The sequence below is a fragment of the Pacificoceanicola algae genome (assembly GCF_049341065.1).
Taxonomy (GTDB): Bacteria; Pseudomonadota; Alphaproteobacteria; order Rhodobacterales; family Rhodobacteraceae; genus Pacificoceanicola.
The window spans coordinates 1-16409 of the sequence record NZ_JBMPIX010000033.1; the positions used below are offsets into that span (position 1 = coordinate 1).

General features: G+C 57.4%; 10 protein-coding genes. 6 read left to right on the forward strand and 4 right to left on the reverse strand.

Annotation, left to right across the window (positions count from 1 at the left end; all coding sequences use genetic code 11):
- Nucleotides 1-739: 739 nt before the first annotated feature.
- From ACOYQJ_RS24155 to ACOYQJ_RS24175, 5 genes are read left to right on the forward strand one after another with little or no spacing between them, the layout of a single operon-like run.
- Nucleotides 740-3151 (forward strand): tetratricopeptide repeat protein, encoded by a 2412-nt coding sequence (locus ACOYQJ_RS24155; protein WP_422908465.1) that lies wholly within the window; start codon nucleotides 740-742, stop codon nucleotides 3149-3151.
- A 56-nt stretch (nucleotides 3152-3207) separates the two neighbouring features.
- Nucleotides 3208-4758: a VPLPA-CTERM-specific exosortase XrtD gene (gene xrtD, locus ACOYQJ_RS24160; RefSeq protein WP_422908466.1), complete on the forward strand. Its 1551-nt coding sequence runs from the start codon at nucleotides 3208-3210 to the stop codon at nucleotides 4756-4758.
- Nucleotides 4759-4803: 45 nt separating this feature from the next.
- Nucleotides 4804-6189: a sugar phosphate nucleotidyltransferase gene (locus ACOYQJ_RS24165; RefSeq protein WP_422908467.1), complete on the forward strand. Its 1386-nt coding sequence runs from the start codon at nucleotides 4804-4806 to the stop codon at nucleotides 6187-6189.
- Between the two features lie 49 nt (nucleotides 6190-6238).
- Nucleotides 6239-6715, forward strand: a complete 477-nt coding sequence (locus ACOYQJ_RS24170) for a UDP-N-acetylglucosamine--LPS N-acetylglucosamine transferase (RefSeq protein ID WP_422908468.1) — start codon at nucleotides 6239-6241, stop codon at nucleotides 6713-6715.
- Nucleotides 6712-7263 (forward strand): glycosyltransferase, encoded by a 552-nt coding sequence (locus ACOYQJ_RS24175; protein WP_422908469.1) that lies wholly within the window; start codon nucleotides 6712-6714, stop codon nucleotides 7261-7263. Before ACOYQJ_RS24170 ends, ACOYQJ_RS24175 begins: the two co-directional genes overlap by 4 nt.
- On the opposite strand, the gene ACOYQJ_RS24180 is transcribed toward ACOYQJ_RS24175, so the two are convergent.
- From ACOYQJ_RS24180 to ACOYQJ_RS24190, 3 genes are all read right to left on the reverse strand, one after another.
- On the reverse strand, nucleotides 7247-8572 hold the full coding sequence (locus ACOYQJ_RS24180; protein WP_422908470.1) for a hypothetical protein: 1326 nt from the start codon (nucleotides 8570-8572) through the stop codon (nucleotides 7247-7249). The genes ACOYQJ_RS24175 and ACOYQJ_RS24180 overlap by 17 nt on opposite strands.
- A gap of 9 nt (nucleotides 8573-8581) precedes the next feature.
- A complete protein-coding gene (locus ACOYQJ_RS24185; protein WP_422908471.1) occupies nucleotides 8582-9208 on the reverse strand; it encodes a polysaccharide biosynthesis/export family protein in 627 nt (208 codons plus the stop codon).
- 147 nt (nucleotides 9209-9355) lie between these two features.
- Nucleotides 9356-10030, reverse strand: a complete 675-nt coding sequence (locus ACOYQJ_RS24190; RefSeq protein ID WP_422908472.1) for a sugar transferase — start codon at nucleotides 10028-10030, stop codon at nucleotides 9356-9358.
- Nucleotides 10031-10487: 457 nt separating this feature from the next.
- On the opposite strand from ACOYQJ_RS24190, the gene ACOYQJ_RS24195 reads away from it, so the two are divergent.
- Nucleotides 10488-11345, forward strand: a complete 858-nt coding sequence (locus ACOYQJ_RS24195; RefSeq protein WP_422908473.1) for an ExeA family protein — start codon at nucleotides 10488-10490, stop codon at nucleotides 11343-11345.
- A gap of 39 nt (nucleotides 11346-11384) precedes the next feature.
- On the opposite strand, the gene ACOYQJ_RS24200 is transcribed toward ACOYQJ_RS24195, so the two are convergent.
- Nucleotides 11385-15452, reverse strand: coding sequence for a cadherin-like domain-containing protein (locus ACOYQJ_RS24200; RefSeq protein ID WP_422908474.1), 4068 nt, complete (start codon nucleotides 15450-15452; stop codon nucleotides 11385-11387).
- Between the last annotated feature and the right edge of the window lie 957 nt (nucleotides 15453-16409).

Below are 16409 nucleotides of genomic sequence, written 5' to 3' on the forward strand. Positions count from 1 at the left end.
GTCGTGGCCATTAAGAATTTTCCCCTTGTTGCTGATCAGTCGATGAGCGCTGGCCGTGAGTGAAGCCGTGGTGAGACAACCAGCAGGAGCGAGGGCCTAAGGATCAGTGATTTCCAATTCGTTAATTGATTAAGGGCTGAGGGGTGGCACGTGCACTCTTGAGGTGCCCCCCACCAGTCAAGCTATTGTTCTTAGGCAAACATCTTTGGGTTGTGCAAAGGGCGCGCATTTTGTGGCAAATATTTAAGGAATGCTTACCATTGCCGCCGCGACCCGATGATCGCCACCAAGTTCCGGAACGTATCGGGAACATGCGGGGTGACTTTCCGGCAAACGGACATCATTGCCAGAATCGTTGTTTTGGGTCCGGGAATCAGGCGCCCAAGCCGGAGATTTCCGTTGACTCGCAACAGCCGCAGACGCACTATCAACCTGTAATTTTGGCAGAATTTTTGGAATTTTCCGTGGTCCGGTTGACGGCTGCGGCGACTTTGGACCTAGACAGTATGACCGCGGTGCCGGAACAGACATCTGGGCCTTGCGGTGACGAGACGAAACAAGATTGATCCAAACTGAAGGCCGTGCGCAGGTGCGGACTGTTATTAGTGTGACCCATAACTCCAATACGCCGGTTCGAATTTTGAACGAGAACCTGCGAGTAAAAAACTTCAAAAAGACCTTGCCTGCTGCGAATGCCGGTGCCGTTACACCTGAATCTGTGGCGTCTTTCGGGTTGCGGATGTTGATGCTTGTCGGCCTCTTGCTGTCGCTCTCTGCCTGCAAGACCGATGACGAGAAGGCCTCGGCGCATTTGAAGCAGGCGCAGGAATTCGTTCTGGCGGACGATGCCGCGCGCGCGCGGGTGGAGTTTTTGAACGTCCTGCGGATCACGCCGAACGACATCGCATCGCGGTTCGCCTTGGCCGGAATTGAAGAGCAGCTCGGCAATCGCCGCGAGGCCTATGCTCAAATGTTGCGGATCGTCGAGCAAGATCCACGGCATATCCCCAGCCGCCTCAAACTTGCCGCGATGGCCATGGATGATCCCAATTGGCCCGAAGCCAGAAAACATCTTGAAGCAATTTCCGAAGTCGCGAGCGACAATCCAGAACTGCGTGTCGGGCTGGCCATCGTTGATTATGCCGATGCCGCGGCTCAAAGCGATACTCTGGCCCTGCAAGCCGCCCATGCACGATTGCTGAACCTGTTGCCTGACTTTCCAAAGTTGATCCCGCTGCACTACGCGATCATCGATGGTTTCGAACGCACCGGACGTCCCGAAGACGCGCTGAAGGCTGCCGAAGCGGCGCTGGCACTGGATCCCGGGAACCTGCAGCTTTCCCAGTCTCGCCTTTCGATACTCTACCAACTGAATCGGACGGGCGAAATCGAAGCCCAGTTGAAGGCCATCGTTCGGGATCATCCGACGGCGGAAAGTTTCCGGCAGATGCTGGTGGAGTGGTACATCAAGGCGGGTAATCTCGATGCTGCCGAGGCGGTCCTGCGCAACATGCCTGACCCGACGGACACCGGCGCACAGCTGACGCTGGTGCGTTTTCTCACGGATTATCGTGGCAGCGAAGAGGCTCTGATCACACTTGAACAGCTTGTCGCCGCGCATGGGCGCCCGACAGCGCTGAGGCTGTTGCGCGCGGCGATGGCCTTTGACGATGCGGACACGGAGAGCGCGATCCGCGAAATGCGCGAAGCCGTCGCAACCGCCGAAGAGCGTGGCGAAGATACGGCCGGAGCACTTTTCATGTTGGCGCAGATGCTTGACGCGTCGGGCGAACGGCAGGCGGCGGAAAATACCCTTTCGACGCTGCTCGTGTCCTATCCGCGCAATGTGCCTGCGGCCCAACTGCAATCTGTCTGGTTGTTGGAGCGTGGGCGGCCCGATCTGGCGATGAGGCTGCTCAAGACGGCCCAGGCGGTAAGCCCGGAAGACCCCAAAACCCTGTTGCTGCTGTCGCGGGCCTATGATGCGTCTGGGGACGCTGCTTTGGCGACCCAAATGCTTGCAAGGGCATTTGACGAGTCCGAGAACAACGCGCTGACCGCGCTCGACTACGCTGCGCGGTTGGCGACGCAGGGCAATCTGTCCTCGGCAAGCGACGTTCTGACTAGCGCAATCGAAAAGGCGCCTGACAACATCACGTTGATGGCTCGGCAGGGCGCGCTGTTTGTTGCGCAAGCCCAATGGGACCGCGCCGAAACGATCGAAGGGCGGCTGCGTGTCATAGGCTCGGTGCCCGCGCGGTTGTTTGCGGACCGCCTGCAATTCCAGCGTCTTGTGGCGCAGGGGAAAACAGATCTGGCAAAGTCCCATATCGAATTGCGCGCACAGGATGGAGAGATCACGGCGACCGGCCTTGCCATGCTTGCGCGCGCAGGGCTTGAGGCCGGATTACCTGATCTGGTGCAGTATCTTCTGGACCTGGGCACAACCTATTTTCCGCAAAGCGCGGAATTGCGCGCCGTCGCCGCCGAACTGGCGATTGCCATGAGCGACCTTGATAAAGCTGCCGAGATCTACACCGAATTGACCGTCGCAGCGCCGCAGACCGAGGCGCTTTGGACCGATTTTATTGCCCTTCGCAAACGCCAAGGCTCGTCCGAAGTGTTGTTGAATACCATCGAAGCCGCCTTGCAAGCTGTTCCCGAAAGCCCTCAGTTGAAATGGGAACTTGCAACGACCCGTCAGGCCAATGGACAAGTGGACGCGGCCATCGCGTCTTATGAGGCGCTCTTTGCCGAACATCCTCAAAACGCTCCGGTTCGCAACAATCTGGCGGCCTTGTTGCTGGAACGCGGACAGGATGAGGCCAGCGTCACACGCGCCGCCGAGTTGGTCGAGCCGCTGGTCGGCAGCCCAATTCCGCAGTTTCTGGACACTATCGGCTTGGTCCGGTTCTATCAGGGCGAAGCCGAGGCCGCCGTTGCGGCGCTGATCCCAGCCGCACAGGCTCTGGGGAATGATCCACAAGTTCAATGGCACACCGCCGAAGCATTGGCCTCCGCTGGTCGCCTAGAAGATGCGCGGCGCTATTACCAAGCGGTTTTGGACGCAAGCGATGAAACCTCGTCGGGATTGGCGAAAGCCGCGGCCGAGGCGCTGGCGTCGCATGATGCGTCGAAGGCCGTCGACTGATGGTGTCTCAGGCCACATATCGCCCAATCGGTCCGACTGCCGGACATAGCCGATGGATGGATCTGCGGGGGCTGCTTTTGCTGCTGTGCGCGATATTGGTTGCTTTGCCTGTTTTTGCGCTTGGTTTGATCGAATTGGCCGAAAGCTGGTCCACCCCAGCCTATAGCCATGGCCCTGTCGTCGCCATCATGTCCCTCTGGATCGGTCTCAGGGCGCTGAGGGATGAGCCCGAAGACCTGCGCGCCCGCACCGACAAGACCATCTGGCCCGGCGCGGTTCTGGTGCTGGCAGGACTCTTGATTGGTGCCATCGGAACCCTTAGCCGGGTTGGCGATGTTTCGGCCTATGGTCTGATCATCTGGATCGGCGGCATGGTTTTTCTGCTGCTCGGATGGGACCGCGCCCGCAGGTTGTGGCTCCCTGTTGTCTTGCTGCTGTTCATTCTTCCCTTGCCGCAGTTCCTGTACTGGCAACTGACAACCTTCCTTCAGCATGTCTCGGCTGTGTTGGGGGTGGATATGATCCGCGCCGTCGGGTTGGCGGTCTATCTTGATGGCAATATCATCGATCTGGGCGTGTATCGCCTGCAAGTGGCCGAGGCCTGTTCAGGTCTGCAATTCCTGTTTCCGGTGATAAGCTTTGCACTGCTCTTTGCGGCGATCAGCCGGGCGCCGATATGGCACAAGGTGCTGTTGGTGGCTTTGTCGGCTCCGCTCGCTGTGTTGATGAATTCCGCCCGCATTGCCCTGACCGCCCTCATTGTTGATCAATACGGCATCGAAAGTGCCGAGGGGTTCCTGCACGCGTTTGAAGGCTGGACGATCCTGCTGGCCTGCATTGTCATTCTGGCCGCGCTGATGCTGTTTTTGCGGATCCTCACACCAAAGGCCAGACAGGGTGGACGGGTGTTTGACCTAGATACCCGCGGGCTGCCGCAGGTTCTGGGACGGGTCCAAAATCTTGCCCCTGCCCCGAGTCTTTTGTTGGCCGTCATCGCAGGGGTTTTCTTCTCGGCGCTGGTGCTGCTGCCGGGGCACACTTCTGAGCAGCTGAACCGGTCTGCGTTTGATCGCTTTCCAATCCAGTTGGACAGCTGGCTCGGCATCCCCAATCGGCTTGATCCACGGGTCGAGGCTGTGATTGATGCCGATGACTATGTCGATATGACCTACATTTCGCGGGACACGGAAACACCCGTGCACCTGTTTGCCGCCTATTACAGCGACCAGACCAATGGCTCGGCGCTGCATTCACCGCAGGTCTGCCTGCCCGCCAACGGCTGGGAGGTGACCGAATTCGGAACGCGGCGCCTTGACATGACCGGCACAGGCTATGGCAGCTTTGACGCCAACCGGGCCGAAATCATCAAAGGCACTGAGCGGCAATTGGTGTATTACTGGTTCGAACAACGCGGCACGCGGATAACGAATGACTTTGTCGCGAAAATTGATATGCTTGTTGACGGCATCACCCGCGATCGTCGCGATGGCGCCATCATCCGGTTTGTCACGCCCATTCAGGGGGACGATCTGACCGGAGCCGAGGAACGTATTCGTAAATTGATGCGAAGCGCCCTGCCGAAAATGCCGAATTACATACCTTTTTGAGAACAGGAATTTAGACCGAAACACTTTCTGGAAAGCGAGTACATTATGGTACATCCCATTATTCTTTGCGGCGGCACAGGCATCCGGCTTTGGCCCAGTTCGCGCGAAACATTTCCCAAGCAATTTGCCCCTATTATGGGTGATCGCTCCCCCTATCAAAACATGCTGGAGCTTTTCTCGGGCTCTGGTTTCGACGCACCCGTGGTGGCCACGCAGAAAGACTTCCGCTTTCTGGCCGAGGATCAGGCCGGCGAAGTCGGCGTCTGGGATGCCCGGATCAACCTTGAACCCGACTGCCGCGGGACGGCCGCATCGGTATTGTGCGCCGCGCTGACGGTCGAGGATGATCCTGATGCCTTGATCCTGGTTTCTCCCATCGTGCATTACGCTGGGGATGCCGAGGCCTTTCAGACCGCCATTCGCAACGCCGAAGCGCGCGTGCGCAAGGGCGCAGTCGTTCGGTTCCTTGACGGGATCACCCAGCCGCAGATCAGCAGTGCGAAGATCCTCGAGGAAATGGTTGCCGAACCCCGCAGCGGAGGCGTCAGCGCTCTGCCTGAACGCGAAGACGACGAAGATCCGCACGGACAGGCGCTTGGCATGACGCTGATGCGCCGCGCCGATCTGCTGGCGGCTTTCGAAGACCGTGCGCCGAAGATGCTCAAGATATGCCGCAAGGCCGTTGAGCAGGGCAAAACCGAAGCGAATACCCTGACCTACGGGGCCGTTGATTTCGCCGAAATCCCGAACCACAGCTTTGAGGGTGACATCCTGAAAAGCGTTAAGGGCGCGCTGCAAATGCCACTTGGTGGCCCTTGCACCGGGCTCGAGGACTGGAGCTCGGTCTGGAGCGTGATGGATCAGGATCAAAACGGTGTGTCTGCCCATGGCGGTGCATTGGCCGTGGATTGCCGTGACAGCATGTTGCGCTGCGAAGAAAGCGCCATGCAGGTTCTCGGCATTGGTCTGACCAATGTCGTGGCCGTTGCCATGCGCGATGCGGTTCTGGTGGCGGACCGGGATCATCTGGCGAAAATTCCCGGAGCACTGGAGAAACTGGAAGCGCGCAAGACGCCTCATGCCCGCGAATATCCGCGCTATCACCGGCCTTGGGGGTGGTATGAATCTTTGATCGCGCGTGACCGTTTTCAGGTCAAACGCATCATGGTCAAGCCCGGCGGCGTGTTGTCGCTGCAATCACACGTCCACCGGTCGGAACATTGGATCGTTGTTGGTGGTACCGCCAAGGTCACCGTCGATGACGAGGTCAAGCTCGTGCCCGAAAATGGCTCGGTCTACATCCCGCTGGGCGCGACCCACCGCATGGCCAATCCGGGCAAGGTTCCGATGTACCTGATTGAGGTTCAGACCGGCACCTATCTCGGAGAGGACGATATCGAAAGGTACGAAGACATTTACGATCGCTGCTGAAATGGCGGCGTTATACGCGACGTTTTTATTCAAGGGTTTTGGGCATCACATGGGTTTTGGCAGAGCAAAGCAACGCGGACCGACACGGGTGCTGGCCATCGCTTCGGCGGGAGGTCACTGGCAACAGCTTATGGCGCTTCGTCCGTCATTTGCGAATTGCGAGGTCATGTTTGCGACGACCCTGAAAGGCTTGCCCGAAGAATTTGACGCCGCGCCTGCGGTCATCATTCCCGAGTGCAACCGCAACTCGGCGTGGCGCATTCCATGGACGGCGGCCGTTCTGCTCGTCACCATGCTGCGCTTCCGCCCCGATATTGTCATCTCGACCGGGGCATTGCCCGGCGTGGTGGCGCTGGCGGTTGGCAAAGGGTTGAGGCGCAAGACCATTTGGGTCGATTCCCTGGCCAACGCCGAGGAAATGTCGATGTCGGGCCGATTGGCGAAACGGGTGGCCGATCTCTGGCTTAGCCAGTGGCCCCACGTGGCCGAGGCCGAAGGATCCGACTATTTAGGAGCTATACTATGATTTTTTTGACTGTTGGAACGCAACTTGCTTTTCCCCGCCTCACCGAGGCAATGAACCGATATGCTGAAACCACCGACGAGCCGATTATCGCGCAAGTCGGGACAGAGACAACGCCGCTTCCAAATCTGACCGTCCGCCGGATGATGGATCCGCTCGAATTCGACGAAACCTTTGCGCGGGCGCGCGTTGTCGTGGCCCATGCGGGAATTGGCACGATCTTGTCGGCGAAACGCTATCGCCGGCCCTTGATCGTCGTCCCGCGCCAACACGCCCTTGAGGAACATCGTAACGATCACCAGCTTGCCACCGCGCGGGCGCTGGTCGACGTTCCGGGCGTGCATGTCGCTTGGGAAACTGACGAGTTGAATGCGCTTTTGCAAACGCCTGATCTGGCGGCTGCCCGGATGGCGATGGGCCCCAAGCATGGCGCTTTGATCGATGGTCTGGCCCGCTTTATTCAGGGGGCCAGACCGGCTGAGACGCCGAAGACCGCTTCGGGAAAAGGCGCGACCCGGCACAACTACGCAGGGATCAAGGGCGCCAGCTAAAGCTGCGCTCAATCCCCATGTAAAGCTTGTTCTCAAGGGTTGGTCCGGTAGTTCCGGACCAGCTGCGCGTTTGAGAAACCTCGGCCACCAGATCAAGGTCGCGCACCAGTTCCTGCGCGTAGCCAAAGCTGAGTTCAAGCTTGCGGGTATTCGGGGTCGTCGAATTCAGGAACTCGGTTTCACGAAATGCCAGTGCGCCACTGATGCTGGACGTTTCGTTGATCGTGTAATTTTGCCCAATCCGGAACTGGCTTTTCAGTGTTTCCTGACCGAAAAGATCGGCCTCAACCGACCGCGAGAGGGCAAGGCTGAATTCGGCATCGCGGGTGCCACGGGAGTATTCAAGTGCGAAAATTCCGTCGACGTCGCCGTTTCCACCGTGCGAGACCCCGGCGGAAAGCAGTATTTCGTCGCCTTGCGCAGTCTTCAGACTGCGGCCCACAGAGGCATCGCTGCGGGTGCCATTGCTGGTGACGCGCGACGAAAGATCAAAGTTGAGTTCGCCATTTTTGAGATCCTGCACAGCGCTGAACCGGAAACTGGGCCCTTTATCCTTCTGGACCGCGCTACCAAATGGACGGGTCTCAAACTCGGAATACCGCAAGTCCAACGAGGTTTGCAGCGTTTGCGTCACTTTGAAATCTGCGCCAAACCCGAACGCCTGGTTCGTGCGATCCGTGCCGGTGGCGTCGGCTTGGGTTTCCTGAAAATCCAGTGTCGTGCGCAGGTCTATTCTGGGGTCGATCGAAAACCGCAGGGTGATCCCCGCGCGGCTCGTTTCATAATCCGCCAGCGTGGCTGTGCCCGAATACGTTACCTGCCGCCAATCCAGATCGACTTTGCCGCCAAAAAGCGATTGCGTTCCGAATTCCAACGCGGTGGCGAGGCGAAGCTCATTCTTGGTGCCCGTGTTGGCAACAAGTTCCCCTACTGTGGAGTCTTCATCGATGACAAAGCCGCCGAGGTCTGACCGGCGATAGCGCGCAGAAGCCTGAAACAGCGCGTTGCGGCCGATCCGGTTGTAGGTCAACAGAACATTCGGATCGACAAGGTTCAACTCGTCGTTCGCGTCGGGATACTCAAACCCGGCAGAGGCCGAAAACCCAAGGCTTTGTGTCCGCGTCGAGGAGCTGAGGGAAAAGCCCAACCCAGTGTAGGCTTTCCAATCGTTGTTCTCACCCAAGATCCCAAACGACAGCGTTGCCCCTGCCTCGAGTCCAGCGGGGTCCTGTGCCTGAAGGGCCACGGGACTGAGGGCAATCCAAACCGCAAGACCGGCGGTTTTCTGGACGGCCATGGGAATTTGCATCAGATCGCCTTATTCGAAAAGCCGGCGCTCGGGTACCAGAATGACATCCCCTTCGATCAGGGCGATATCCTGGTTCAACGCGGCGCCACGCGACAATGCATGGTAGTTGATCGTCATCAAGCGTGACTTGTGGGTGTAGGGGTCAGTACGCCGGATCTGAATCCGTTTGGAGGCGGCAAAGGGCGTAAGACCTCCAGCCTGCGCCAGTGCCTGAAGGAAAGTCGTTCCAGGCGCCACTTCGATCCGACCACCTTTAGAGACCTCGCCCATAAGGTAAATACCGATCACTGGATCTGGTACGGGAGCACGCTGCACTGCCGGAACGACCGGTTTCGGGGGCGCGGGGCGCACGCCGACATAAACGGTTGGCGGGGTGGCAAAGTTGCTCTTGATTGCGTCAGCCACTGCTGCGCTGATCTGATCAACCGTACGACCGCGGGCAAGTATGCTTCCAGCCAGCGGGAAAGAGAAACGGCCATCGGGCAAAACGACGACGGAACGATTCAGCGACTTGTCTTCAAGCACCTCGACGTCAAGCGTGTCACCGGCCTTGATCGTATAAACTGACTGTGCCGTTGCCGTTCCGGCAATCAGCACCCACGTCAGGGCAACGAGAATTCTTACAATCGACTTCAAGGATTTGACCCTCATTTTAGCTTTGTCACATCGTCGCGCGAATCCAATCGCAGGAACAGAACAAAGTGACCCGCGACCCAAGTCTGGGCCGCGGGTATGGTTAGGGGGCAACGTTTTACAGTCCCCGGTGGCGCAAATCGGGTCCGTCTAGACGCCCGTACATTGGAAAACGACCTTGAACGTCTTGAGGATCAAAGCGACGTCAGACCTGAAGGACAGGCTTCTGTTGTAGTTGTCGTCGTACCAAACACGTTCGGCAAAGCCACTGTTGTGGCGCGCCGAGACCTGCCAAGGGCCGGTAATTCCCGGGCGCACGCCATAATAACCTTTGCCTCTGTACAGCTGCTCCTGATCTTCCATGATCGGGCGCGGCCCGACCAAGGACATCGTGCCGTTCAGAACATTCCAAAGCTGCGGAAGTTCGTCGATCGAGGACTTCCGGATAAACCGACCAACGCGGGTAATACGCGGATCGTTCTTCAGCTTTTGGGTTGTCTGCCACTCCTTCGCCGCGTCTGGATTGCTGGCAAGATAAACCCCCAACATATCGTCGGCATTGGCCACCATGCTGCGAAGTTTCCAAATCCGGTACTTGCGTCCGCCCTTACCGATCCGAACCTGCGTGTAAAACGGATTTTTACCATCCATCGCGACCAGGGCCGCAAAGAGCAAAACAATCGAAAGCACCGGGATCGCGGCAACCAAGACCAAAGCGACGTCGAAAACGCGCTTCAAATAGGTACGATAGAGACCTCGGCTTTCGACTTCAAAAAATGGGAGATCGATGACGAACGGCAGCCTGCCATCGTACTCTTGTTCCATATAATCTTTCATAAGGTCGTGCGCGTTAATGCGAAAACACTCATAGCGCCCCCCGCTAAATTAAATTTTACGTTCAAAACTTTGCGCGCCACATGCGCAAGAAAATTCCAATACAGTCTACACTCGCAACCCACCGAAGCCGTTCAGGGTAATTCCATTGCTTCGACGAGCTCACCTGGATCAATTTCAAAAGGATGATCAGGCGTGCAAGGTGACAACCAACCAACGGGTTGCCCAGCTAGATTTCATTTCAAATTCACGCAAAAAGCAATGATTCGTTCCCTATAATCCAAGCCCGCTATGGACTTCGGAGCCTCACTGGTGAACCTTTGGGCAGCCAAGTAGGGACGTGATACCTTACTTCCCTGACCAATCGTAAACATATATCAGTTTTTTCATCATTTTGGGTACTCATTTGACAGCGGAACTCTTCCAATCTTACTTCGGACTGACTGGTGTGCCGTTTGCTCTGACGCCGGATCCAGATTTTCTGTTCTGGTCACCACACCACCGCAAAGCCTTTACCGTGCTGGAGTATGGATTGATGTCCGGAGCCCCGGTCACCGTACTGACCGGCGAGGTCGGCTCGGGCAAGACAACTTTGCTGCACGCGCTGCTTGCTGTGCTGCCAAAGGACACCAAGGTCGGGCTGATCTCGAACGCAAATGCCGCGAACGGACAGTTGATGCGCTGGATCGCCAATTCACTGGATATTCCGATCCTCGACCCCAACGACACGGTTGGCATGTTCGAAAGCTTTCAGAGCTATGTCATCGAACAGTTTGCTCAGGGTCGTCGCGTGGTTCTGATCATCGACGAAGCGCAGAACCTTGGGCCAGAGCGGCTGGAGGAACTTCGGATGCTGACGAATATCAATGCCGGCAAGAACGAGTTGTTGCAGCTGATGCTGATCGGTCAGCCAGAATTGCGCAGCCTGCTTTCCCAGCACAGTTTGCGCCAGTTCGCGCAGCGCGTCTCGGTGTTCTTCCACCTCAAGGAAATGGATCTGCAGGCCACCGGAAACTACATCCGGCACCGTTTGAAACATGTTGGCGGCACCGGCGACGAATTTTCGACCGAGGCAATTGCCCTGATCCACGAACAAGCGCGGGGGGTGCCGCGTGTCATCAACAAACTCTGCGATCTGTCGATGGTCTATGCAGCCAGTGCGGGCCGGAAAACCGTTGATCTTGAAGTCATCGAAGAGCTCTTGGATGATGGGATTGTGCTGTTCTCCGAAACGCCCTTCCCCTTGGAGGAGGACATGCGCACTGACGTTCCCAACTGCGAGACGCCGAACGACGGCTCGCGCTAGGATGCGGCCCGAAAGACCGCACCTATTGGCAACGCGGATCTATGCGACAGGCAGATCACTCACGTACACGAACTCATCCCCGGCAAGCGACAACCCGTAGACGTTGTTGAGCACGCCGATCAACTCGTCCTCACCGCCCTCGACCAGCCAGATCGAGGTTCCCGGGGTCAATCCAGCCACATCTTCGCGCAACTCATAGTCCGCCAGAGTCCCGTTCAACTGGATTGCGTCCTCAGCTGCGTTGAAATCCCAGACAAAGGCATAATCGGCCAATCCCTGATTTCCAGTCACCCCATCGTCGTAATAAACAACGGTGCTGTCGCCCATGACGAAGGTGTCCGCCCCTGCCCCGCCGGTGAAGACATCGATCTCTCCAGCGCCAGGGTAAGGTTGGGTATCGTCGGCGGCCGAAAGCAGATCGTTCCCGTCCGTTCCGTTGACGATGTCGGACCCGGTGATTTCCGTCACCTCAATGTCGCCAAAGGTGACGTCATAATAATGCGCGTTCAGGTAGATCCCGCCAGTCGCCGGTGCTTCGTCAATCGAGAATGTCTCGACCGTCTGCAGGGTCCAACCAATGGGTTCCTCGGTTCCCACCTCCCAAATCTTCAATGAATAGACGCGGTCGTAGATACCGGTCTGGGTCACCGAGACCACCACGTTGTAGGTAAGCCCTTCTTCCAATTGGAACCCTTGTCTTCCGAGAACATTGCTGAAGTCGTGGTAAGAGTGGGATTCCAGTTCGTCCGTGTAAAAGAACGAGGCGCCGGGATTCCAGCCGGATGTCGGTTGCCAGCCGGAAACGGGGTCGTCGGTGTGACCGCCCCAAAGCATACCGATGGCAAAGGCCCCGCCATCGCGACCACGCGGATCGACATTGGTCAGATCGTGCATGGTGATCGTGGTTTCCAGTTGGTAGTTGTCCCAACTGTCGTCCCCAAGAACCAATAGCCGATCATAACCAAGATCGACCGGGCGCACCCCTGCGTCCGTGAATGCCCAAGTGCCATCGACCACTTGCACCACTTCCTGAATGTCCGTGACCGTTGACCAATCGATGGAATAGTTGGGATCCCAAGACGCGCCTTCCTCGTATTCGACAACGACGTCTCGTGTTTCCAGACTGCCATCGGACAGCGTGGCTGTGATCGTCACGATGTCATCGGTCGGGCTGCCGTCGAGAAGGTCATAGGGAATGTCGATGTTGAAATCCCCAACGTCATTCAGTCGGCGCGTGTCCGGACCAATCGACAATGGTACCGCTGGCCCACCGTTCAGGCTGTAGGACAGATCGATGACGGCACCGTCGACCGATCCGAGAATGTTGATGAATTCCTGCGCGACACCCGGCGTTCCAAAGGTCTGAACGTCGCCGTACCAGACATCAATGTACTCGCGTACGTCGATCGAGACGGTCGCGCTATCTGTAAGGAGGCCGTCGCTCACCACATAATCGAAGGTTGCGATACCATAAAACCCTGGATCTGGCGTATAGGTGAAGGTGCCATCGCCATTGTCCGTCAGCGTTCCGTCGGACACTGTCCCGACAGAAACCACACTGAGCGGGTCATCCAGATTGGGGTCGTAATCGTTCCCTGTCAGCGAGGATGAATCAAAGGTCAGCTCGCCCGGTGCATGTATCGTGTCATCCATCGCCTCTGGGGCATAGTTCTGCGGCGTGTAACCGGTGTCTTCACCAACAATCGGATCAAGCGAGTTCTCGAAGTAGTCGAGGTACGCAGTGTAGCCGGGCGCGATACCACCAAATGGTGCGCTGCCTGCAAAGGTTCCGACTTGCGTTACGGCCATGTCGCGGTCCAGCACATAGGCCGTTGTCCAGTCCGAGCCGCCGCCCCGATACTCAAAAATAAATTGATCACCGTCCCGCGTGATGCGAAATTCTTCGACCTCACCGGGATCGACGGGCATGAACAGAAGATAATCAGTCGAACCGTCTTCGATGGACCCGACGATCAAGGTCAGGCCCTTGGTCGTATAAGCCAAATCGAACCGGATCCAATTCCCGTCATCGGCGACCACAAGCAATCCATGCTCTTGGTATTTCTGGCTGGGCTCGCTCAGGAAACCGGCAGAAATCTGGAAGTCGATGTCATAGACGTCCTGCAACATCCGCGGTGTCGTTATCACGTCCGACGCGCTGACAGGCACACCCGCAGGCGACGAGATCGCAGCCACGGCATCCGTACCGAGGTAACCGATCTTGGCATCCCCCACGATTCCGTAGAAATTCCAGACCGGATCCAGAGCACCACCCGCGAAATCGTCCGAGACCGCGTTGAAGGTATCTATGATGACCGAGACATTGCCTTCGGTCGTGAAGCCGCCGTCACTGACGGTATAGGTAAAGCTGTCCACCCCTTCGTAACCGGCTTCCGGCGTAAACAGGTATGTACCGTTGCCCTGATCCGTGATGACGCCATGTCCCGGATCGGAGAAGCCGACAATCGTCAAGGTATCACTATTGATATCCCAGTCGTTGGCCAGAAGTTCGGCCGCCGTGAAAACAATAGGTTGATCCGGCGGAGTATCCAAAGCGTCGTCAGCCACGACCGGCGCCGCAGGCTCGGGAAAATACGTGCCGTCTTCATCCAGTATCGGATCGTTTCCAAGTTCGACATAGTCGACCTGAACCGTCAGGGCTGCATCCGTACCCACGCTTCCCGCGAAAAGCCCGGCTTTGGAAACTGTCAGACCGTGGGTCACAGTGCCAGCGGTTGTCCAGCTCTCGCCGTCCGACGAATACTCAAGGACAAATGTATCGCCGACCCGCTCCAAGCGCAGATAGGTTGCATCTTCGCTGGGAATGTTTGTCTTGAACGCAAGCTGCGTGGTCCCATCGACGGTTATCGCCGCCATCGCATACAACTTGCTTCCGTCGCTATAGAGGTCGAACCGCATCCAGTTGCTGTCGTCCTCTTCGATCAAAAAGCCCTGCATCTGGTGTTTCTGATCTGGGGTAGCCAGATATTTGACTTCAAGAGTAAAGTCTTCGTCGGTGACCGTCTGAAGAGCCGTCAACGCGTTGCGCGTGTTGTCCCAAAGGTCAAAGTTGCCGCTTCCCGTTTGCATCTGGAGGAAGCCGTCGGTGGCCGTACCGGTTAGTTCCCACGTTGTGCCGGCCGGGGCAGTCACGTCCCAATCGGGATTGAGCATTGGATCTGCAAAATCATCCGATTCAAATTTCGGCAAGGGAGGTGTGCCGACCGTCAATGTCACGGTCGCGGACCCTTGACGCCCGGTGCCATCATCCACGGTGTAATCGAAGCTGTCGTAGCCGTTGTAACCGGCGGTCGGAGTGTAGGTGAAGGTGCCGTCGCCGTTGTCGGTTACGGTGCCGTAGGTCGGGGTGCCCACGGAAGCGACGCTCAGCGTGTCGCCATCGGCGTCGGTGTCGTTGCCAACGAGGTCAGCGGCCGTGATCAGCAAGGCCGCATCCGCTGCGGTTGTCAGCGCGTCGTCCTGTGCCACCGGGGCGCTTTGCACGCCGTCTTCGCTGACAATCGGATCGCTGGAAATCTCGATGTAATCGACCAATGCCGTGAAGTTCCCGGCGCCGCCGGTGCTGCCCGCATAGACGCCGCCCGAGGTCACCTCCATACCCTCGGTCAGGCTGCCGGCCACGGTCCAGGTCTCGCCGTCCTGCGAGTAGGACAGCGTGTAGGTATCGCCGACCCGCGCAAGCCGCAGGAAGGGCGCGGTGCCCTCGGGGATCGCCACCTTGAAGGCCATGCTGCTCGTGCCGTTCAGCGTTACGGCAGCAAAGGCGTAGAGCTTGGAGCCGTCGGAGTAGGTGTCGAACCGCATCCAGTTGCTGGCGTCGGATTCGATCAGGAAGCCCTGCATCTGGTACTTGCCGGTCGGCGTCGACAGGAACCGCGCCTCGAGCGAGAAATCCGCATCCGCGAGAAACTGCATGGTCCGGACGGTGTCGTTGGTCGCGCCCCAGATGTCATGGGTTCCGCTGCCGGTGCTCAGCGACAAATACGCCTCATCACCCTGCGTCCCAAGGCTCTGCGTCGTGCCGGTCGGCGTGATCACCTGCCACGACCCCGAAAGACCGCCATAAAAATCGTCAGATGCAAACATCGGTAGCTCCCGCAACCAAAAAAATCGCGCGATACGCACGTTAAAAAATGAAAGTGTCGCCCAACTGAAATAAAGCGCTCTCGCGCGGGCGCGCAGCGACACGTGAATTCAAAATTGAACTCAATCTTACCAAGATGCGTCACACAAGTAACTGCGTTTCTTTTGAGATTCTCTTATCTCGTTGTTTTATATATTTTTTTGAGGTTTCGCTACACGCGTCTTACAATCTAAAGTAGCTTTCCGGCCCCGACAGTTGCGTAAAGCGGAACTTTTTTCATCCCCGCACGCAAGGAAAGAATGTCACGAAAAGGTAGCTCGATTCGTTTGCCATCGCCGCCTGACCTAGAGCGGGACACCCGCGGTTTTGGTCTGTGGCGGCCAAAAACCAGAATGATGCTCATGAATCCGCTCATTCTGCATCCCCGATCTGACACCATCTTGTCGCGTTCCTTGCGACCACTTAGTGTTTCCCGCGACAGTTCACAATTCGGTGATCGGGAGGCCAACCGCAGCTGGTCGGACAGGAGCTACACGTGTTGAGGACGAACAGGGCATGTCAACCAAACATTCCAGCGGGGAACGGCGCCGGTCCAGCGTGATGCTCACCTCGGTTGCAGCATCAAGTTTGGCGTTCTGGACGTCCTGCATCTGGCTTTTCATCTCATCGCAGATGAGGTGGTTCGAAAATCTGGGCATTGCGGCCCTTGTTTCGATCGTCGTTTACATGCTGTCCGCTGCGGGTATTTTAGCCTGCCAGAGTTTGTGTAGCCGGTGGTCGGGACGACTGCGCGGAAACAGTATTGCAACCCGCTCAGAACAATGAAGGTCGGTATTCTGTTCACTTCTCCACGAACGACCTGGCCACCTTGGCCTGAGGTGATTTGTTCGAAAACTTAATATTTTCTATACATCTCGACGGGAATCAGACATACTCCTAACTGATGAATTACATCTCAA